The sequence below is a fragment of the Streptomyces sp. NPDC002853 genome (assembly GCF_053591915.1).
The window spans coordinates 313,160-333,532 of sequence record NZ_JBSFUS010000013.1; the positions used below are offsets into that span (position 1 = coordinate 313,160).

General features: G+C 68.1%; 13 protein-coding genes. 7 read left to right on the forward strand and 6 right to left on the reverse strand.

Going from position 1 to position 20,373, the window contains the following annotated elements; all coding sequences use genetic code 11:
* Nucleotides 1–63 precede the first annotated feature (63 nt).
* Both ACWD02_RS33655 and hppD read right to left on the reverse strand, forming a co-directional pair.
* Nucleotides 64–2,448, reverse strand: a complete 2,385-nt coding sequence (locus ACWD02_RS33655) for an aminotransferase class I/II-fold pyridoxal phosphate-dependent enzyme (protein WP_451217603.1) — start codon at nucleotides 2,446–2,448, stop codon at nucleotides 64–66.
* Nucleotides 2,449–2,483: 35 nt separating this feature from the next.
* Nucleotides 2,484–3,506: a 4-hydroxyphenylpyruvate dioxygenase gene (hppD, locus tag ACWD02_RS33660; RefSeq protein ID WP_451217606.1), complete on the reverse strand. Its 1,023-nt coding sequence runs from the start codon at nucleotides 3,504–3,506 to the stop codon at nucleotides 2,484–2,486.
* Between the two features lie 386 nt (nucleotides 3,507–3,892).
* Here hppD and ACWD02_RS33665 point away from each other — a divergent pair, with 386 nt between their 5' ends.
* Entirely contained in the window at nucleotides 3,893–4,384 is a 492-nt protein-coding gene (locus ACWD02_RS33665) for a cold-shock protein (protein WP_451217609.1), read from the forward strand.
* 232 nt (nucleotides 4,385–4,616) lie between these two features.
* Here ACWD02_RS33665 and ACWD02_RS33670 read toward each other — a convergent pair whose 3' ends face one another.
* The gene (locus ACWD02_RS33670; protein WP_451217612.1) at nucleotides 4,617–5,714 is read right to left on the reverse strand and encodes a prephenate dehydrogenase; all 1,098 of its coding nucleotides are present in this window, start codon (nucleotides 5,712–5,714) and stop codon (nucleotides 4,617–4,619) included.
* 451 nt (nucleotides 5,715–6,165) lie between these two features.
* Between ACWD02_RS33670 and ACWD02_RS33675 the strand changes: the two genes are divergently transcribed.
* From ACWD02_RS33675 to ACWD02_RS33690, 4 genes are all read left to right on the forward strand, one after another.
* Entirely contained in the window at nucleotides 6,166–7,242 is a 1,077-nt protein-coding gene (locus tag ACWD02_RS33675; protein ID WP_451217615.1) for a transcriptional regulator, read from the forward strand.
* A gap of 171 nt (nucleotides 7,243–7,413) precedes the next feature.
* Entirely contained in the window at nucleotides 7,414–8,469 is a 1,056-nt protein-coding gene (locus ACWD02_RS33680; protein WP_451217617.1) for a ParB/RepB/Spo0J family partition protein, read from the forward strand.
* A gap of 41 nt (nucleotides 8,470–8,510) precedes the next feature.
* Nucleotides 8,511–10,388: a molecular chaperone HtpG gene (gene htpG / locus ACWD02_RS33685; RefSeq protein ID WP_451217620.1), complete on the forward strand. Its 1,878-nt coding sequence runs from the start codon at nucleotides 8,511–8,513 to the stop codon at nucleotides 10,386–10,388.
* A 65-nt stretch (nucleotides 10,389–10,453) separates the two neighbouring features.
* Nucleotides 10,454–11,107, forward strand: a complete 654-nt coding sequence (locus ACWD02_RS33690) for a response regulator transcription factor (protein ID WP_451217623.1) — start codon at nucleotides 10,454–10,456, stop codon at nucleotides 11,105–11,107.
* Nucleotides 11,108–11,185: 78 nt separating this feature from the next.
* On the opposite strand, the gene ACWD02_RS33695 is transcribed toward ACWD02_RS33690, so the two are convergent.
* Together ACWD02_RS33695 and ACWD02_RS33700 are read right to left on the reverse strand one after the other, a co-directional pair.
* A complete protein-coding gene (locus tag ACWD02_RS33695) occupies nucleotides 11,186–11,929 on the reverse strand; it encodes an alpha/beta fold hydrolase (protein WP_451217626.1) in 744 nt (247 codons plus the stop codon).
* A gap of 79 nt (nucleotides 11,930–12,008) precedes the next feature.
* Nucleotides 12,009–13,601, reverse strand: a complete 1,593-nt coding sequence (locus tag ACWD02_RS33700) for an MBL fold metallo-hydrolase (protein ID WP_451217629.1) — start codon at nucleotides 13,599–13,601, stop codon at nucleotides 12,009–12,011.
* A 291-nt stretch (nucleotides 13,602–13,892) separates the two neighbouring features.
* On the opposite strand from ACWD02_RS33700, the gene ACWD02_RS33705 reads away from it, so the two are divergent.
* Nucleotides 13,893–14,108 (forward strand): MbtH family protein, encoded by a 216-nt coding sequence (locus ACWD02_RS33705; RefSeq protein ID WP_451217680.1) that lies wholly within the window; start codon nucleotides 13,893–13,895, stop codon nucleotides 14,106–14,108.
* Nucleotides 14,109–14,303: 195 nt separating this feature from the next.
* Nucleotides 14,304–15,551 carry a sensor histidine kinase gene (locus ACWD02_RS33710; protein ID WP_451217632.1) on the forward strand — a complete coding sequence of 416 codons (1,248 nt, stop codon included), beginning with the start codon at nucleotides 14,304–14,306 and terminating at the stop codon, nucleotides 15,549–15,551.
* Nucleotides 15,552–15,615: 64 nt separating this feature from the next.
* Here ACWD02_RS33710 and ACWD02_RS33715 read toward each other — a convergent pair.
* Nucleotides 15,616–20,373 (reverse strand): amino acid adenylation domain-containing protein (locus ACWD02_RS33715; protein WP_451217635.1); only part of this gene is annotated, 4,758 nt, incomplete at its 5' end.

Here is a 20,373-nt window from a genome sequence, read left to right on the forward strand (position 1 = left end):
CACCCCCACATGCGGGGTTTGCTGTGCAGACGGTGCACGATGGTGAGCACTCCTGTCGTCCTTTCAGTGCGCCGCCGTCCTGATGAACCGTGCAAGGCGACCGGTTCCCTCATGGATGTCGGCGTGGGTCAGGTAACTCACGGACAGCCGGAGCGTGTGCTCCCCGCCGCCCTGCGGATAGAAGTACGACATGGGCGTCCAGATGACGCCGAATTCCTCGGCCGAGCGCGTGAGTGCGGCGTTGTCGGCCGGGAACGGGACGGTGACGGTGAGGAAGAAGCCGCCGCTCGGCCGGTTCCAGCTCACGCCGAGATCCTCCCGTTCGGCTTCGGTGAACGCGGCGTCGAGCGCCCGGAGGGTGGCCTGCATGGCTTCCCCGTAGTGGCGCGCCGTACCGGCGTTGTGCTCGCTCACGCCGCCCTCGCCGGCGAGGAGCATTCCGCCGATCAAGGCCTGGCTGAGCGTCGAGGTGTTGACCGTCACCATGCTCTTGATCCGGCTGAGCTCGTCGGCGAGCAGGCAGGTGCTGCCCGACGGGGCCGTGACGAGCTGGTCGGCGACCGCGTAGCCCACCCGGGCGCCGGGGAGGAGCGTCTTGGCGAAGGAACCCAGCTGGACCACGCGACGGTCGCGGTCGAGGGACTTGAGTGTCGGCAGTTGCAGTCCCGGGCTCACCAGCCGGTAGGGGCTGTCCTCGAGGATGAGCAAGTCCTCACGGTCGGCGAGCTTCAGCAGCTCGTGCCGCTCGTCGATCGCCATGGTGCTGCCGGACGGGTTGGAGTGGTCGGGGATGACGTAGAAGGCGCGGGGACGGCGGCCGCGGGCGCGCTCGGTCCTGATGGCCGCTTCGAGAGCCTCGCAGCAAAACCCGTCGGCGCCTTCTTCGACCGCGGTCGGCTCAATGTCGAGCAGGCGAGCGGCACCGGTGATGCCCACGTAGCACGGGCTGGAGACGAGCAGGGCGTCGTCCGGTCCTGCGATCAGGGCACGCAGGACGAGCAGCATCGCCTCCTGGCAGCCCACGGTGACGACGATGGACTCGGCCGGCACGTCGATGCCCTCGTCCAGGCGCAGTGAGTCGGCGACGAGCCCGCGGATCAGCCCGCTGGTGGGCCCGTACTGGAAGAGGGCATCGCGAACCTGGGCGGGAGAACGACCGGCGGCGGCCAGGTGGTCCATGTAGCGACGGATGTGCGTGAAGAGCTGCTCGGAGTCGAAGAAGCCGTCGTACGGACGCCCGGGGGCGAAGGAGATCGCATCGGGGTAGCGGTGCGTGATCTCGTTGAGGAAGTTCATCGTGTCCAGCACCGGGTCGGAGACGCTGCCGTGCAACTCCTCCTTCAGCAGCCCGGAGACATGCGTGCGCGGCCGCTCTGCCGCGGCCGGGCGCCCGCCGGTTCGCGCCAGGGGCACAGCGCTCCCCGAGACCAGCCCGGGGCCGGCGTCGGCGACCGAGGGGCAGCCGGAGAGCGTCATCGCGTCCGCCAGCTCGTCCGTCACGATGCCGAGTACGTCCGCGACACCGTCGCGTCCCGCCGCCGCCAGACCGTGCAGCACGGGGCGGCCCATCAGCACCGCGTCCGCCCCGAGTGCCAGAGCGGCCAGGACATCGCCACCGCGCCGGACGCCGCCGTCGAGCAGCACGGTGCAGCGGCCGGAGACCTCCGCCGCGACCTCGGGCAGGACGTCGAGGGTGGCCGCGGCTCCGTCCAGTTGGCGGCCGCCGTGGTTGGACACGATGACGCCGTCCGCGCCCTCCTCCGTCGCCCGGCGTGCGTCATCGGCGGTCAGGATGCCCTTGAGCAGGACGGGCAGCGGACTGATGGAGCGCAGCCACTCGACGACGGTCCAGTCGAGGGCGGCGTCGAAGGCCTCGCGGGCGTGCTCGCCGGGTGCGGAGAAGCCGGTGCCGGAGAGGTTGGCCGGCACGATCCCGGGCGGGAGCCGGAAGCCGTTGCGCTCGTCCCGCAGCCGACGGCCGAGCCGGGGGGCGTCGACGGTGAGGACCAGCGCTTCAAAGCCTGCCTCCTCCGCGCGCTCGACGAGCCCGCGGGTCACCTTGCGGTCGCGGAAGCAGTAGAGCTGCAGCCAGAGGGGGGCCGTGGCAGCAGTGGCGATGTCGTGGAAGGTACGTCCGGCGAAGGTGCTGACGACGAGCGGAACTCCGGCCGCGCCGGCCGCCACAGCCGTGGCCACCTCCCCGTCGGGGTGGGCCAGCGTGTGGTAGCTGACGGGTGCCACGCCCACCGGTGCAGCCCAAGTGCGGCCGAGTATCGGGGTGTTGAGGGCGGGCTGCGTCACGCCGGACAGTACCCGGGGGTGGAGCCGGACGCGGTCGAAGGCGACCGCGTTGCCTGCCAGCGTCCGCTCGTCGCCCGCGCCGCCGGCGACGAAGTCCCAGACCTGTGGGTCCAGGCGCTGCCGCGCCAGCTCGGCATAGTCAGCCAAGGTCAACGGGCCGCCCGCGCCATCGGCACCGTGGTTCATTCGGCGGCCAGCCGGTCACGCTCGATCGCTTCGTACAGGGCGCGGATGTTGCCGCCGCCGAAGCCGCGGGAGCCGCGGCGCTGTATCAGCTCGTAGAACAGGGTGTTGCGTTCGTGGGGCGAGCGGCTGAACAGCTGCAGGAGGTCGCCCCACTCGTCGCGGTCCGCCAGCACCCGCGCCGAGCGCAGCACGTCGATCTCCGCCCGCAGCCCCGGAAGGCGTTCGGCCAGGCCGTCGTAATAGCTGTCCGGAACGGTCAGGAACTCGACCCCCCGGTCCTGGAACTCGTGGACCGCCGGAACGATGCTCTCCACGAGGAATGCCAGGTGCTGCACCCCCGGGCCGTCGTTCCGCTCGAGGAAGGCGTCGAGCTGGCCCGTGCCCTTCCGCTGGTCGGGTGCGACGAGGGTGAAGGTGACCCGGCCCGACGAACTGCGCACCACGACGGAGTCCATGGCGTGCTCGCCGACGTCCACGTACTCGGAGGAGTAGCGGGACAGTCCGAAGGCGTCGCGGTAGAAGGCCTCGTACGTGTCGAGCGAGTCACCCTCCACGCAGATCGCGATGTGGTCGAGCAACTGGATCCGGCCGGTGGGCCGGCCGCTCGACGCGTCCGGCAAGGCGTTCCAGTCGAACCCGCGCGGGCCGAGGGCCGAGCGGGGTGTGCGGGGTACAAGGGTGTGCACGACGCTGCCGAATCCGGCGATGGTCCGGGTGTCCTTCGCGGTAGCGGTCAGCGTGGCTCCCGCGGCCTCAGCCGTTTGTGCGCTCTGGGCGACGTCATCGCAGGCCAGGGCGATATCGGCGATGCCGTCCCCGTGCGAGCCGAGGAACTCCCAAGTAGCCGGCCCCGTGGTGACGACGATGTGCACGCTGCCCTGCTGCAGCAGTGCGGAACTCCGGTCGGGGCCCACCGCCTCCGCCGTCTGCCTGAACCCCATGGACGAGACGAAATAGTCGACGAACGATTTCTTCTTGCTCGTGTACAGCTCAACGTATTCGACGTCGTGCACAGCCATGAGCTGCCTCCCTGGCGGGCTGGCTTTGAATTGGCGGATTTCGACTGGGTGCCGCATGCGCCTTTCTTCAACCGCAATAGGGCCCGCCGCACTATGGCGCGACACGTTCCTCAGGAACAAGTCCGTACAGCTGCACAGCCGTGTTCAACTGACGCGATACGCACTTGAACACCCGCCGGGCCGCCTTTCGGACATTGCCGGCCACCGCAGCCGTGCACCTTAATCATTTGGGCGTCTGGGCAGGTCAGTTGGCCGGCTGCGGAGATGAGGCCGGCCGCTTCCCGAGCCGTTGAGCACCATCACTGGACACACCGCCATGTCCGCGGAAAAGTTACGGTGCCGGTACATGGGGCCGGGCAAGGGGCCCGGATGTGTTAGGGGTTCGTATGACTTCAGGACGTGTGGTGCGGTTCGACAGCACGCGGGGTTACGGCTTCATCGCTCCGGACGATGCCGGTGAGGACATCTTTCTGCATGTGAATGACCTGCTGATCCCCGAGATGTATCTCCGGTCGGGACTGGCGGTTGAATTCGAGGTCGAGGACGGTGGGCGCGGGCTGAAGGCCTCGAGCATCAGGCTCGCTCAGGACTCCGCCGAGTCCGGCACCTCCGACGCCTCCGCTGCGCCCGCCGCGGTCCGGACCAGGCCGGACGTCTCGGCGACGCCGATGCCCTCGTCACCGAGAGGGCGAGGCGAGGCGGCCAAGGCAGCGGACGGCGAGTATCCGATGTGTGACGTGCTCACCGGTGAGGAGTACACGAGGGACATCACCGAACTCCTGCTGAAGGCCGGATCATCACTGACGGCAGATCAGATTCTGCAACTCCGCCATGAGCTGGTGAAGTTCGGCGGGAGTCACGGCTGGATCGAGGACTGAGCCGATCGGTCGCCTGCCGTCGAGGCCACGCGAGACAGGCGCCTTCGGGTCCTCAGTGTCTAACGTACAGCTGCCTTCGGGTCCGCACCGACTGACGTGCAGCAGCCTGCGGGTCCGCACCGACTGACGTGCAGCAGCCTGCGGGTCCGCACCGACTGACGTGCAGCAGCCTGCGGACCCGAACAGCGCATGCGCCGGCGGACCGGGCACGCCGGACCGCCGGTGAAGCCGCTCAGTTCTGCCGCCACTCACGGTTTCGGAGTTCCGCCACCAGCACGTCCATCAGATCCCGGGCCACGCTCAGATGAACCAGCCCGGTCGACTGGCCGGCCGAGTGCTCCAGGCGTACGTCCTCGACGTTGACGCCGACGCGCGAGGCATCGGTGAAGAGCCGCGCCAACTCGCCCGGTTGGTCGCCGATCACGACCGTCACCGTCTCGTACTGCTCCGGCAGCACGCCGCGCTTGGCCGGAATGCGGACGCGCCCGGACTGACCGCGGCGCAGCAGGTTCTCGACCGTGCGTGCGCCGCTGTCGCGCTTGTCCTCGTCGGTGGCCGCCATGGCGCGCAAGCCGGCGACTGCGTCGTCCAAGCCCTCCGACAGCTCTTCGAGAAGATCGGCCACCACCAGCGCGTTGGCGCCGAGGATGTCCACCCACAAGCCCGGATCCGCGGCCGCGATGCGGGTGAGGTCGCGGACGCCGGAGCCCGCGAGGCGCACCGCGCGCTCGTCGGCCCGTTCCAGGAGGGCGGCGACCAGGCTCGCCACGACGTGCGGAGCGTGCGAGACGAGGCCGACCGCGCGGTCGTGCGCGACGGCGTCCATCACCACCGGCACGGCCCCGCACAGGGCCACGAGTTCGAGCCCGCTGTTCAGCGTGTCGGTGTCGGTGTCGGGCGTCGGTGTGAGCACCCAGTTGCACCCGACGAAGAGATCCGGCCGGGCGGCCAGTGGCCCGCCGCGCTCACGGCCCGCCATCGGGTGGCCGCCGACGTAGCGCGCGGTGTCACAGGCGAGGGCAAGCGCCTCCTGCTGCGGTCCGGCCTTGACGCTGGCGACATCGGTGTAGTGCCTCGCCACGCCGTCGGCCTGCAGCCCGACCAGGACATCGGGCACCAGCGCCGGGGGTACGGCCACGACAGCCAGATCCACGCGTTCCTGCGGGGCCTCCACTGTGCCGGCTCCGAGGGAGGAAGCGATCCTGACCGCGGCGGGATCCGCGTCCCGCAGATGCACGGTCACGCCGCGGGCGTTCAGGGCGAGCGCGGCGGAGGTCCCTATCAAACCCGTGCCGACCACGAGGGCATTTTCCATGGTGACCGTATCCATTCCCTTGGCGGCTGAGGATGCTACGGATGGACGCGGGCACTCTCAATATTCGGATTGACCGTGATCCTTTTCGTACGCCCCGGCAGGCCCCATGTCCACATGGTGGACGCGACCTCAGATAATCAAGGTCTCCGAACCCGTTGATCGTTCAGGGGCATAACCGTACGCCAGCTCCCATGGCGACCCGCAATGACGCAGGAGTGGACGATCGTTCTCCATTTTCCGCGGTTGACGCGTCAATACCAGAGGCTATTCTTTCGATAGCAAGCACAGCGGGAGCGAAGGGGTAACCGCGCTGCGGCAGGGGGAGGTCTTTCTTTGCGTTGCGGGAAATGGCCGGTCGCATCGTTATGCCTGTCGATGTTTCACGTACTGATATCGGCGGGACGTTCCACTCGAATGTAGCCTATCCATTCCAGTATTTGTAGCTCAAACTCCAACGGGGGATAGTTTGAGTCTGTTTGAGTTCAGAACGAAGAGTGCGCACATCGAGTCGGCAAGCGGATCGGCAGATGCAGAGAGAAATACGTCGTCCCGGACCGGGGAAATTTCGAAACTCCCCATAGCGCTGCTGCAGTTCAGCGAGTCACCCCGCCTTGCGGGGCAGAACAGGAAATACGCCGAGCAACTCGCAGAGAGCGATACACTTTTTCCGCCCATACTGGTGAACCGGCGGAACATTCAGGTCATCGACGGCGTACATCGCGTTCTGGCCACCCTCCTCAGAGGTCAGAAAACCATCGAGGCACGCATCGTCGATCTATCACGGAACGATGCCTTCCTGCTCGCCATCGAATCGAACTCGCAACACGGCCTGCCTCTGTCGCTGGCCGACCGGCGTGCGGCGACAGCACGGCTCGTCGCCTCCCACCCCCACCTGTCCGATCGGGCGATCGCACAAGCATCGGGTCTTGGCGCCAAGAGCGTGGCCGCCATCCGGCGTTCAACTGCGTCCCGGACGGAGTTGGACACCCGCACCGGACAGGACGGCAGAGTCCGGCCACTCGACCGGGCGGCAGGCCGGCACCGGGCGGCAGAGGTGATCGCCCAGAACCGGCAGGCCTCCGTGCGGGAAGTGGCCCGGATCGCCGGGATCTCGCCGGCCACGGCGAGTGATGTCCGCAAGCGGATCCTCGCGGGCGAAAGCGTTGTCGGCGAGTCGACGCGGCCGGCCGCCACCACTCCAGAGCCGCCGGCGGAGCCGCCCTCCGATCCGGCCTCGGAGCCCCGGCAGATCCAGACGCCGGAGAAGCAGGAGAAGCCCGAGAAGCCGGAGAAGCAGGGGACGCAGGAGAAGCCGACATCCCTGCTGGAACCCCTGCTGCACGACCCGCTCATACTCGACACGGAACTGGGGAGACGGCTGGTCGGCTCGCTGCGGAGCAACCTTGTCGGGGTCTACCAGTGGCTCGAGCTGGCCGACGCCGTGCCGCCGCACTGCGGCGACCTGGTCATCGCGCTGGCGCAGCAGAACGCGGACACCTGGCGGGAATTCGCGCAGGCGCTGGACGAGCGGGCGCTCCCCTGACCCAACTCGCAGCAGGCTCACCCCAACTCGCCGCAGGCCAGGAGGACCAGACGGCGCCGGCGAGTTGACATGGCAGAGATGCCGGGCGCACTCCCACTGGACAACCGCTGACCCATCGCATAATTCCTGCTGCTGCGCCCTCACGCGAAACAGCAGCAATCCACACGCGAGGTGATCGCATTGCAGCAGTCTGACATCGATATCACTGCCCCTGTCCTGCGGCAGTCGCCCAATGATCTAAAAGAACGAACGCATGAGCACCCCGCCGAGCAGGAGCAGGAATTCACCACAGTCGAGATTTCCGCACTGCGCTCGGGCGATTCTCCCCGAGTCGAGGGAGAAGACCGGCTGCATATCATTCGCCTGGCAGAAACCGATAGCCCACTGCCACCGATCGTCGTCAACAAACGCACCATGCAGGTCATTGACGGGGTGCATCGCGTCTTCGCCGCCGTCCTGCGAGGCGACACCAAAATCAGAGCCGTCTTCTTCGACGGCAGCGAAGACGACGCCTTCTTATGCGCTGTCCAGGCCAATGTCACGCACGGCCTTCCGCTGTCACTCGCGGATCGCCGCACTGCGGCGGAAAGGATCCTCGTCTCGCACGCACACATGTCGGACCGGGCGATAGCTCGTGCCACCGGCCTGGGGGCCAAGACGATTGCCGCCCTCCGGGGACGGGCCGCCTCCCCCGCGCCGCACGTGCGGGTCGGAATCGACGGCAAGGTCCGCCCGTTGAACAGCACCGAGGGACGCCTGCGGGCTGCCCACGTGCTTGCCGAGCGTCCGGACGCGTCCTTGCGTGAGGTGGCCAGGTTCGCCGGCATCTCACCCGCGACCGTGACGGACGTCAAGAGGCGGCTCGCGGCGGGAGAACCTCCGGTGAAAGCACTGTCCTCCCCGCCTGTGGTGGGCGCCAAGGGCCGGCCGACGGAACCGGCGAGGCCCTCGCAGAGCCGACGCCGGGAAGCCCCGGAGAAGGTCGACCCCGGCCGCGCGCTGAAGATGCTGATGCGCGATCCCTCGCTGCGCCACAAACAGACCGGCCGCGAGCTGCTGCGACTCCTTCACCACAATGTGACCGTCATGAGCCAGTGGCCGGAGCTGATGGACGCGGTCCCGCACCACTGCACCCGGACGACGGCCGACCTGGCCCGGCAGTACGCCGAGAGCTGGGCGAAGATCGCCGAACAGCTCGGCAAACGTGACTACCAGCAGTGCCTGTGAGCTGTGGGGAATTCTTCTACTGCCGGTACGGAAGGTAAGCGATGACACTGCAGGCACATCCGGAGACGCGCACCTTTCAGGCCAAAGCGGCGCAGCTTCTCGACCTCATGGCCAACTCGCTCTACAGCAACAAGGACATCTTCCTGCGCGAGTTGATCTCGAATGCCTCGGACGCGATCGACCGGTTACGGTTCGAACAGTACTCCCACCCGGAATCGGCCAGTGGTGAGCAGGACGACGCGCCGCAGATCCGCGTCACGTTCGACAAGGACGCGGGCACGATCACCATCGCCGACAACGGAATCGGCATGAGCCGCCAGGAAGCGATGAACAATATCGGCACCATCGCCCACTCGGGCACCGCCGAGTTCATCCGGACGCTCACCGGGGACCAGCGCCGCGATGCCGAACTGATCGGCCAGTTCGGTGTCGGCTTCTACTCCGCGTTCATCGTCGCCGAACGAGTGGTGCTGACCTCGCGGCGGGCCGGGCTGCCGGCGTCCGAGGGAGTGCGCTGGTCGTCGGACGGCAAGGGCGAGTACACGCTGGAGGCCGTCGAGCGCGCCGATCGCGGCACCACGATCGTGCTCGAACTGCGCGAGGGCGAGGACGGGCTGCTGAACGAGCACCGGCTGCGCTCGATCATCCATCGCTACTCGGACCACATCAGCCAGCCGATCGTGATGGGGCAGGACGAAGCCCCGGTGAATCAGGCATCGGCCCTGTGGGCGCGCCCGCAAAGTGAGTTGAGCGAGCAGGACTACCACTCCTACTACCGGCACCTCACCAACGACTTCTCCGATCCGCTCGCCCATCTGCACACGAAGGTCGAAGGGCGGTACGAGTACACGCTCCTGCTGTACATCCCGTCCCGCGCACCGCACAACTTGTGGGTTCCGCGGGCCCGCGGCGGCGTACGCCTGCACATTCGGCGCGTCTTCATCCTCGAGGACTCCGGGCAGCTGCTGCCCGACTACCTGCGATTCGTGCGCGGGGTCATCGACTCGGCCGACCTGCCACTGAATGTCTCCCGGGAGATCCTCCAGGGAAGCCAGGCTGTCGACCACATCCGCTCCAGCGCGGTCAAGAGGGTGCTGAAGCTGCTGAAGGGCCTCGCGGACAACCAGCCGGACAAGTACACGGACTTCTGGACGCAGTTCGGCGGCGTGCTCAAGCAAGGCATCTCCGACGACCCTCCCCACCGGGAGGACATCACCGAGCTCCTGCGCTTCACCTCCACCTACTCGGGCACGCAGGACGCCGACGTCTCGCTCAGCGACTACGTGGCCAGGATGAAGGAGGGCCAGGACAGGATCTACTACCTCCTGGCACCCAGCCCGGCCGCCGCCGCGGCCAGCCCTCACCTGGAGGCGTTCCGCACCAAGGGCATCGAAGTGCTCCTGCTGGGCGAGGCGGTGGACGGCTTCGTCGTTTCCGGCCCGCTGCGCGAGTACCAGGGCAAGCGGCTGCAGTCCGTCGCCCAGGGGCCGCCCGGCTTCGGCGACTTGACGGACGACGCCGAGAAACAGGCCGCCGACCAGGCGAGCTCCGACTACGCCGCGCTCCTCGGCCGGCTCAAGGCGCACCTGGCGGGCAAGGCGTGGGACGTACGCGTGACCAGCCGGCTGACGACCTCCCCCGCCTGCATCGTCACCGACGGGACGGAAACCGACGTCACCGCCGTGCAGCGGCTACGGGGCTCGGGTCTGCCCCACCAGCCGATCCTGGAGATCAACCCCGGCCACGCCCTGGTCAAGCGGCTCAACCGCGGACAGGACGACCCGCGCCTGCCCGTCTGGGCGCATGTCCTGTTCGACCAGGCGGTCCTTGCCACAGGTGCCCGGATCGACGAGCCGGCCGCATTCGTCACCCGGCTCAACGACCTGCTGACGTCCTTGACCGCGGACACCTCCGCCTGATCTCCACCGGCTCGAACTGTGTTTGTTCACCGCCGCATTACGGCGGATGTGTGCCAATGTTGAGCATGCGAATTCTGGTGGCCGAGGATGAGCAATTTCTGGCGGACCTGGTGGCCGAGGGGCTTCATGATGAGGCGATGGCGGTCGATGTCGTCTATGACGGTGCCACCGCGTTGGAGCGACTAGCCGTCAACGACTACGACGTACTGGTCCTGGACCGTGACCTGCCACGGGTACACGGCGACGAGATCTGTCGCGCCATGGCCCAACTCGGGGGGCGTGTACGCATCCTGATGCTCACCGCCTCCAGCGCGGTACACGAACGGGTCGCGGGACTGAACCTGGGGGCCGACGACTATTTGGCCAAGCCCTTCGCCTTCGACGAGCTGGTGGCGCGGGTCCTTGCGCTCGGCCGCCGCGCCGGGCCGCTGCTGCCCCCGGTCCTTGAGTGCGGCGACATCACGCTGGACACGGCGCGTCGGCAGGCGTCCCGCGACGGGCGCTACTTGCCGCTGTCCCGCAAGGAGTACGCGGTGCTGAAAGTGCTGATGCAGGCTCAAGGCGCGGTCGTCAGCACGGAGGAGCTGCTGGAACGGGCCTGGGACGAGCACACGGACCCGTTCACCACCGTCGTCAAGGTGACGATGAGCAAGCTCCGGTCCAAGCTCGGCGATCCGCCCGTCATCGTCACCGTACCGGGAAGCGGGTACAGGCTGTGAGGCCGGTACGGAGGGGCTGCGACGCCCGTTGGCGGGCCGGCGCCGCTTCGTTCGCCGCCGGCCCGCCAATGACATGGATCAATATTTGTCGAAGAACTCCACGATCGCCTCGTTGACCGGCTCCGGGCGCTCCAGATGCCCAAGGTGCCCGCAGCCCGGAATCTCCACCAGGTCGCAGTTCGGGATGGCGTCCGCCACTTCGGCGCCGAGGCGCGGCGGGGTGACGGCGTCATCGGCGAAGGTGATGACGCGGCAGGGTGCGATGATCCTGCCGAGGTCCGATCGGCGGTCCTGGTCGGTGTCGATCCACTGCTGGCCCGCGGCGACGGTTTGTCCGTCGCCGCCGGCCAGCTCGAATATCTCCAGCCAGGAAGCCGCTGCCTCTTCGTCGTTGAGGGTGTCCGGGGACAGCATGTGGAGCACCGAATTGACCGCCCGGTACTTCGGCGGCAGCTTGACCCCGCTCTCCAGCAGGGCCCGGTCCGCCGCGGTCTGCGCCCGGCGCAGCACGTCCGAGCGGGCGCGGGTGGCCAGGAGCACCGCCGAACGGACCAGGTGTGGGTCACTGATGGCAATTTCCTGGGCGATCAGCGACCCCATCGAGGTGCCGACGATCCGGCACGGTGCCAGATCCAGCGCCTCGATCAGGCCCTTGGTGTCGGCGACCACGTCCGCCAGCGTGTATTTGCCGGGTGGGGCGTCCGAGGGCGCGATCCCGCGGTTGTCGAAGGTGACGGTCGCATAGCCGGCCCGGTGCAGCGCCGGCGTCTGGTGCATGTCCCATGCGTAGCCGGCCGCGGCCGACCCCATGATGAGCAGCACCGTCTCGCTGCCCGGCCCGGACCTCTGGTAGGCGAGCCGGATCCCGTTGGACTGGAGATATGGCATCGTCGAAGACCTCTTACCAGCGCCACTCGCGCTTGTTGAACAGGTGTTCCGCGTGGATTTGCTGCGCCTTGCACCAGGTGAGGAACTCCTCTATCTGCTGGATCTGGTACGTGTCGGGCGTGTACGTCGTCGCCATGACGTGGCCTTGCCAGCTCTCCTCACCCATGGCGTACACGTACGCCTCTCCCGCGCCGAGCTCGGTCATGATCGCGCCTGCCTGCTCCGCGTTCGAACCCGACAGCTTGCGCGAGTCGCTCATCTTCTTGGTCACCGGGCGGGTCAGCAGTCCCTGGTAGAGCCAGGTCAGCGGGGCACCGTCGCACTCCATGCCCAGGAACGCCTTGTCGACGCCGCCCAGGTGCGAGCGGATGTACTGGTACAGCACCGGGTCGATGCCCGAGGAGTCCGCGCCGATGAACGCCGAAAGACCGGCCAACTGCACGAAGTAGGTCGACTTGGAGCGAATGTCGAGGTCGGAGTGCTCGCCCAGGAACGGCGTGGCCACCACTCGGGCGCCGCCCGGCAGCGGCACCTCGTCGAAGTCGTCGACCTCGATCACCGTGAAGCCCATGGACTTGAGGTAGAGGCCGATCGACGGGTCGCACAGGTTGCCCCGCGACGAGCGGGGGACGACGACCGCGTCGGTGCGCGAGCGCAGCTGCAGCAAGGTCTCCAGGACGATGTGGTCCTGGTGCCCGTGCGTGATCAGCGCCAGGTCGATGTGGTCCGGCAGGTCGTCGAGGGTGTACCGGTCGCCGTGCCGGTTGTCCGTGCTGATGAAGGGATCCACCACGACAGCGGCCTCCGGGCTCTGCAGCACGAGGCACGCGTGCCCGAAGTAGCGGATCCGGCCGCCGCTGTCGATGTGCCGGTCCGGCGCGAGGCTCGGCTCCGGGACGAGCAGCCGGTCCAGCTGGGCGGCCTGGGCGCCGTCGAGCCCGAGCGCCTCGTGCAGGCGAGCGGCGGTCGTCCCTTCGATCCGCGCCCTCATCAGCTCGTCAAGACCGGGGTGGTCGAACGGGATCTGCAGGTCCAGCACGTCGGGTGAGGGAAGTCGGGGGGTGCTGAGGATGAACGGCCGCTCCACACCGTCGTCGAGGGAGAGCTGGACGGATTGGCGGCCCCGGTCGAAGGCCTTGCTGTGGTACAGCAGCGGCTCGATCAGGTGCACGGACGCCTGGTTGCTGGTGTCGTAGGCCAGCTCCACCAAGCCGTTCAGCGCCGCCGGCAGCTTCGGGTACAGCGGCGTGAGATCGAAGCCGGTGGCGTTCTGCCGCAGCAGCTCGTCCGCCTCGGCTATGGCAGCGGCGAACGCGAGCATGTCCGCGCGCTCGCGCTTGATGGTGTCCAGCAGTTCGCCGACCTCCGCAGCCCGCGACTCCTCGACGTCGACGAAGTATCCGCCGCGCAGAGCCGGGTTGCTGCTGGCCGAGATGTGCACCTGCGGAGACTGGAGGTACGACTCGAGCAGCGGCACCTGCACATTCGCCAGGTTCATGGACGCCTGAGCGGGCGCAACAATATGCATCCACGCATAGAACCTGTCGACCAGTGGTTCGATGATCGCATTCGAGCGGAGAAATATTCGGTCTCGGCTGTCAGGCATCTGGGCCCTCCTGTACGGAATTTACGCTGCCGCTTTACCGGCACCCGGTTCCCTGCGAACTGATTCCGCGCATACGCCTGCGCCGCGCGTGGTTACTAACGCACCACAGCGCCCCAGCTGCGTCAACGTCGGCCGACCCCCGTCCAACCGGCGAAACGCCGCAGTTGAACAGCTCCGCCTTCAGCGGTAAAGCTGTATGCACCGTCACCCATTGATGACCCGTGAGGGCCTATGCAACAGTGGATCCGCTCGTCGCTGCGGTCTCTTGTCGCGAGAAATAAGGACGGTGTCGTGCCAAACCCTTTTGAGGATCCCGACGCAAGCTATCTGGTCCTGGTCAACGATGAAGGCCAGCATTCGCTGTGGCCCGTCTTCGTGGATGTGCCCGACGGTTGGAAGACCACGTTCGGCGAGGCGCCACGGGATGAGTGCCTCGAGTACATCGAGAAAACGTGGACCGATATGCGGCCCAAGAGCCTGATAGAAGCCATGAAAGGTACGGACTGAGCTTCATCCTTCCATGATCGGCCGTCAGGTTCGCCTGGCGGCCGATTCGCGTTCCGGTCGGTTGTGCGGAGAAAGGCCAAGATGGTTTCCGCAAGGTGACCGAAGGCGTTAACCCCCTCCGTACAGGGCATCTGCGTCACTAGATGTCGGCGACCCCGCCGTTGTCGTCACCATCGCAGGAAGCGGGCGCAGGTCATGGGGCTGGTACGGATCGTGCGGCGCATCCCTTCGGCGTTCAGTGGCTCGCTCCGGGCCCGGATGACGCTGCTCTACAGCGGCATGTTCACGATCATCACCCTGGCAGTGCTGATCGTCACGCAACGATTCCAGCAGCGCGCCGTCAGCAACAAGGTGGACAATTACTTCGTCTCACCCGGCTCGATCGCCAAGATCCCCTGCCGTTTCCGGCCTCCGGAGGCACCCTGCTCGGTCCTCCCGTACGAGGCGTCCGACGCCGTCTCTCCGGACCTCCCCAAGTCCGAGCCATCGGCCATCATCGTGGGCGAGAAGGAGCAGCTGCAGGAGGCACTGGCGGACACCCAGCTCATCATCAGCCTGATCGCCATCGGGGTGCTGGTGCTGCTGGCCATCGTGGTGTGCTGGTGGCTCACCGGACGGCTGCTGCGTCCGCTGCACAGCGTCACCGCCACCGCCCGCCGCCTGTCACTGTCCACCCTGCACGAACGCATCGCCCTGTCGGGGCCACAGGACGAACTCAAGGAGCTCGCCGACGCCTTCGACGCCATGCTCGACCGACTGGACAACGCCGTGGCGAGCCAGCGCCGTTTCGTCGCCAACGCCTCCCACGAGCTGCGCACCCCCCTTGCCATCCAGCGGACGGCGATCGAGATCGGCCTGAACGACCCGACCCCGGAGCGGGTGACCCGGATTCGCGAAGAACTCCTCCGCGCCACCATGCGTTTCGAGCGGCTCATCGAGGGCCTGCTCGTACTCGCGCAGGGAGAGCAGGAGCTCACCACCCGGGATCCGGTGGATCTCGCCACCGCAGTCGACCAGGTCATCGCCGAACAACTCCCCTTGGCCGAACGCCGCAACATCAGCCTCACGGCCGTCGCTCCTCCCGTCATCGTCTCGGGAGACGAAGTGCTGCTCACCCGTCTCGTCGCCAACCTGGTGCAGAACGCGATCCGGCACAACGTCGATGGCGGGCACGTTCTGATCGACCTGTCCCCCGACGGCGGTCTCGTGGTCCACAACACCGGCCCGCAGGTTCCGGACGAGCAGGTCGACGAGCTGTTCGTGCCGTTCCGGCGGCTGCGCGCGGACCGGACCGGTTCGTCCGAAGGCGTGGGCCTCGGGCTCTCCATCGTCGTCGCCATCGCCAACGCCCATGGCGGCAGCGTGCACGCGACGGCCAACCCTGAGGGCGGGCTCTCGGTCCGCGTGGCCCTGCCGGTACACGCCCCGGTGCTGTCCGCCTGATCCGCGGGCCGCCGGGAGCGGAGGTGGCCGGCACCTCCGGTCCGGGTCCGGCCCGGGGTTCCGCTCACGTCCCGGATTCCGCGCTCCTCGACTCCATCCATGCGGCTATCGCCTCCCATGCCCGGCTCAGCATGTCGGGGAGCATGAGGTCGGTGTGCCGGCAGGGCAGGCCGACCGCCGACATCGAGCCGCGGACGTGGGGTTCCCAACGCCATAGCTGCGAGTCATGCGACTCGCTGTCCTCGCCGCCCTCGGCGACGATGACCAGCATGTCACCGTGGAAGACACCGGCCTCATGACGCTTTCGCAGCATTGTGTTGTTGCGGAAGATCTTCGTGATGAGGAGCAGTTCCTCCTCGGTGATTCCGTCGATGATGTCGCCGACCTCCCCTCGGATCCGCGCCGCGTCCTCCCGCAACTGCGTCTCGGGGTCGCGCTGTTCGACGGCCGGCCGCACGTCCTCAGGAGGCCGGACGGTCTCCTCTCCCCTGTGCTGGGCCGGATAGGTGTCCATGACGACGAGCGCCGCGACGGTCTCGCCCGCCTCCTGGAGGCGAACGGCCACCTCGTGGACGGGGATACCGCCGAACGAGAACCCCACGAGGTGGTAGGGGCCGTGTGGCTGGATGGTCCGGATCTGTTCGACGTAGTCCGACGCCATGTCGTCGATCGTGCTCGGCAGCGTGCCGCTGCCGTCCATTCCGGCGGCCTGCAGCCCGTAGAGCGGAATTCCATCGGGTACGTAGCGTGTCAGCGGTCGGTAGCACCAGCTCAGGCCGGAGGCGGGGTGGAAGAAGAAGAACGGCGGCCGGTCTCCCCCGGCCCGGATGGGCAGGACCCTGCCGAGCGAGTCGCTCATCGACGCCAGGGTCAGTTGGCGGACGATGCCGGCGACGGTCGGCGCGGCGAACACATTCCGCACCGTGGTCGAGATGCCCTTCTCCCGCAACCGCGTGACGAGGGTCACCGCCAGCAGGGAGTGTCCGCCGAGCCGGAAGAAGTCGTCGTCGAAGCCGACCTCGTCGAGCCCGAGAACGTCGGCGAATACGTCGCTGACGAGGTACTCCAGGCTCGTGGCGAGGTTCCTCTTCTCCTCCGCGCCGGTCGCTCCGGCGGCGTAGTCGGGGGCGGGCAGCGCATTGCGGTCGAGTTTGCCGTTGGCGGTCAGCGGCAGCTCCGGCAGGGTGACGCAGGCGGCCGGCACCATGTGCTCCGGCAACCGCCCGCCAACGAACTCCCGCAGCCCATCCGGCTCATCGCCGTCGACGGACACCACGTAGGCGACCAGACGCTTGTCGCCGGGGGTGTCCTCGCGGGCGAACACCGCGGCCTGCGCCACCTCCGGGTGCGCGGACAGGACGGCTTCGACCTCACCCGGCTCGATGCGGAACCCGCGGATCTTGACCTGCTCGTCCGCCCGGCCCGCGAAGACCAACTGCCCGTCCGCACTCCACCTGGCCACATCCCCGGTGCGATACATCCGCTCGCCACCGGCCCCGTACGGGCAGGCGACGAACCGCTCACTGGTCTGCGACGGACGACCCATGTAGCCGCGGGCCAGACCGGCGCCGGCGACGTACAGCTCACCCGTGACGCCGACCGGCACCGGCTGGAGTGTCTCGTCCAGCACAAAGAAGCGGGTGTTGGCGATCGGGGTACCGATCGGCACCACCCCGCCGCCGACCATATTCGGCGTCAGTTCCGCCGTGGCCACACCGATCGTGGTCTCTGTCGGCCCGTAGTGGTTGAACACACGCCGGCCACCGGCCGCGGCCGCCTCCACCAGCTCCTGAACCCAGCCGGGCGACCCGGCCTCGCCACCCAGCACGAGGGAACGAGCAGGCAGCAACGCCTCGACGCCGGCCGCGGCCGTCAACGCCTGCAGATGCGAAGGCACCGCCTTCAACGCGTCGATGTTCTGCTCGGTCACATACCTGGCGACCTCCTCCGGATCGGTCACCGCCGCCTCCTCCAGCACATGCAACTGGCCTCCGGTGGCCAGGCTGGAGAACACCACCGTGTTGCCCAGGTCCGTCACCTGCGCCTGCAACAGCGCATACCGCGCCCCGACCGCGGTCCAGCCGAGTCGCTCGGAGACCGACTCCACGTAGTTGGCCAACGATCCGTGTGTGACCGCCACCCCCTTCGGCGTCCCCGTCGAACCCGACGTGTAGATCACGTACGCCAGTCCGGCCGGGGTGATGGATATCTCCGGCGCGGTGCCCGCGTAGCCCTCCAGCAGGGCGACGGTCGCGGGGTCATCGAGGGCGATCATCCGAACCTGGCCGGCCGAACGCTCGTCCAGGGCCTCCTGGGTGCCGAGGACCAACTGCGCACGACTGTCAGCCAGCAGATAAGCCACCCGCTCCGCCGGCAACGCGCCATCGATCGGCACATACGCCGCCCCCGCCTTCCACACCGCCAAGATCGCCGCGACCATCCCCACACCACGCGGCAGACACAACCCCACCACCGACTCACGGCCCACACCCACATCACGCAGGTAGCACGCCAGTCGGTCGGCCGCCTCATCCAGCTCGCCGTACGTCAACTGCTCCCCGTCGGCGACCACCGCCACCCCGTCCGGGACAGCTCGCACCTGCCGCTCGAACAGCTCCACCACCGAGGACGACTCCGCCTCCGCCACGGTGTCGTTCCACCCCACCAGCACCCGATCCCGCTCCCCGGGTTCCAGCACATCCACCGCTGACACAGGCACATCGGGGGAAGCCACCACCTGTTCAAGGACACGGCCGAAGCACTGGGCCATACGTCCCGCCGCCGGCGCGTCGAACAGATCCGCCGCCACCGTCACCGAACCGTGCAGGCCGGCGGGCCGGCCGTTGCCGTCCAGTACCTCGGTGAATCCGAAGTTCAGGTCGAACTTGGCCGAGGACGGTGCCGCTTCGTCGGACACCCCTGTGCCCGCGCCGGCACGCATGCCCGGCAGCTCCAGCGAGGCGTCGTCGCTGGTCTGCATCGACAACAAGACCTGCGTCAGCGGGTGCCGCGCCATCGACCGCGTCGGCGCCAACTCCTCCACCAGGCGCTCGAACGGCACGTCCTGATGCGCGAACGCACCCAGACTCGCCTCCCGCACCCGGCCCAGCACCTGCCGGAACTCCGGATCACCCGACAAGTCCGTACGGATCACCAACGTGTTGACGAAGAACCCGACCAGATCGTCCAACGCCTCGTCCGTACGACCCGCGATCGGCGACCCGATCGGCACATCCGTACCAGCCCCCAGGCGTGAGAGCGTCACCGCCATCGCCGCCTGCAGGACCATGAACGCCGTCACGCCCTCGGCACGGGCGAGGTCGACCAGTGACCGATGGACCTCAGCCGGTATCCGCACCGGTATCCGGTGTCCCCGGTGGCTTGCCGTTGCCGGCCGCGGCCGGTCGCTCGGCAGCGCCAGCTCCTCCGGAGCACCGGCCAGCGTCCGCCGCCAGTATGCCGTCTGCCTCGAGAGCAGGCTGTCCGGGTCGGACTCTTCGCCAAGCAACTCCCGCTGCCAGAGCGTGTAGTCGGCGTACTGCACCGCCAACGGCTCCCAGTCCGGGACCTGGCCGCGCCGCCGAGCCGCATAGGCCGTGGCGACATCCCGGCTCAGCGGACCCATCGACCAGCCGTCGCCGGCGATGTGGTGCATGACGACCATCAAGAGCTGCTCGTCCGATCCGGCGTGGAACAGCCATGCCCGGATCGGCAGTTCGGTCGACAGATCGAACGCGTACTGCGAGGCCTCCCCCACGGCATCCGCCATCTCGCCTCGATCCAGCCGGCGGACCTGCAGCTCCCAGTCCAGTTCCGCTGAGTCGAGGATCTGCTGGTACGGCTTGCCGTCCTGGGCGGGGAAGACCGTCCGCAGCGACTCGTGCCGCTCGATCACATCCCGCAGCGCCTGCTCCAGCGACGCGGCATCCACGTCACCGCGCAGGCGGATCGGGGTGGCGATGTTGTACGTCGGGCTCGGGCCTTCGAGCTGGGCCAGGAACCAGAGCCGCTGCTGGGCGAACGACAACGGCACCCGCTCCGGACGTGCCGCAACCCGCAGCGGGGTACGGGCCTGCCCCGTGTCCTCTGCCAGCAGGGCCGCCAGTCCGGCCATGGTCGGGGCCTCGAACAACGACCGGACCCTGACCTCCACGCCCAGCACCGCGCGGATCCTCGATATCAGCCGAACCGCGAGCAGTGAATGCCCGCCGAGCCGGAAGAAGTTGTCGTCGACCCCGACCGACTCCACGCCGAGGATGTCGGCGAAGGCCGCGCACAGGATCTCCTCCTGGACCGTCGCCGGCGCACGCCCCGTGCCGGTGGCGTACTCCGGTGCCGGGAGGGCCTTGCGATCGAGCTTGCCGTTGGCCGTCAGCGGCAGCTCCGGAAGCGTCACGAACACGGCCGGGACCATGTACTCCGGCAGCCGCGCGGCCACCAACTCCCGCAGGCCCTCGGGCTCTTCGTCACCAACGGCCACCACGTAGCCGACCAGGCGCTTGTCTCCCGGGGTGTCCTCACGGGCGATCACCACGGCCTGCCTGACGTCCGCGTGCGTGAGCAAGGCGGCTTCGATCTCACCCGGCTCGATACGGAAACCGCGGATCTTCACCTGCTCATCCGCACGCCCGGCGAACAGCAGTTGCCCGTCCGGGCTCCACTTCGCCAGGTCCCCGGTCCGGTACATCCGCTCACCAGTGCCGAAGGGGCAGGCCACGAACCGCTCGCCCGTCAGCGACGGGCGGCCCACATAACCACGGGCCAGGCCCACGCCGGCGACATACAACTCCCCCGCCACCCCGACCGGCACCGGCTGAAGCCC

What these genes read in the sequence shown, in the direction of transcription:
- hppD (WP_451217606.1), bottom strand. Translation starts at nt 3,506, where the DNA reads ATGGCTGTGCACGACGTCGAATACGTTGAGCTGTACACGAGCAAGAAG.
- ACWD02_RS33665 (WP_451217609.1), top strand. Translation starts at nt 3,893, where the DNA reads ATGACTTCAGGACGTGTGGTGCGGTTCGACAGCACGCGGGGTTACGGC.
- ACWD02_RS33670 (WP_451217612.1), bottom strand. Translation starts at nt 5,714, where the DNA reads ATGGATACGGTCACCATGGAAAATGCCCTCGTGGTCGGCACGGGTTTG.
- htpG (WP_451217620.1), top strand. Translation starts at nt 8,511, where the DNA reads ATGACACTGCAGGCACATCCGGAGACGCGCACCTTTCAGGCCAAAGCG.
- ACWD02_RS33690 (WP_451217623.1), top strand. Translation starts at nt 10,454, where the DNA reads ATGCGAATTCTGGTGGCCGAGGATGAGCAATTTCTGGCGGACCTGGTG.
- ACWD02_RS33700 (WP_451217629.1), bottom strand. Translation starts at nt 13,601, where the DNA reads ATGCCTGACAGCCGAGACCGAATATTTCTCCGCTCGAATGCGATCATC.
- ACWD02_RS33710 (WP_451217632.1), top strand. Translation starts at nt 14,304, where the DNA reads ATGGGGCTGGTACGGATCGTGCGGCGCATCCCTTCGGCGTTCAGTGGC.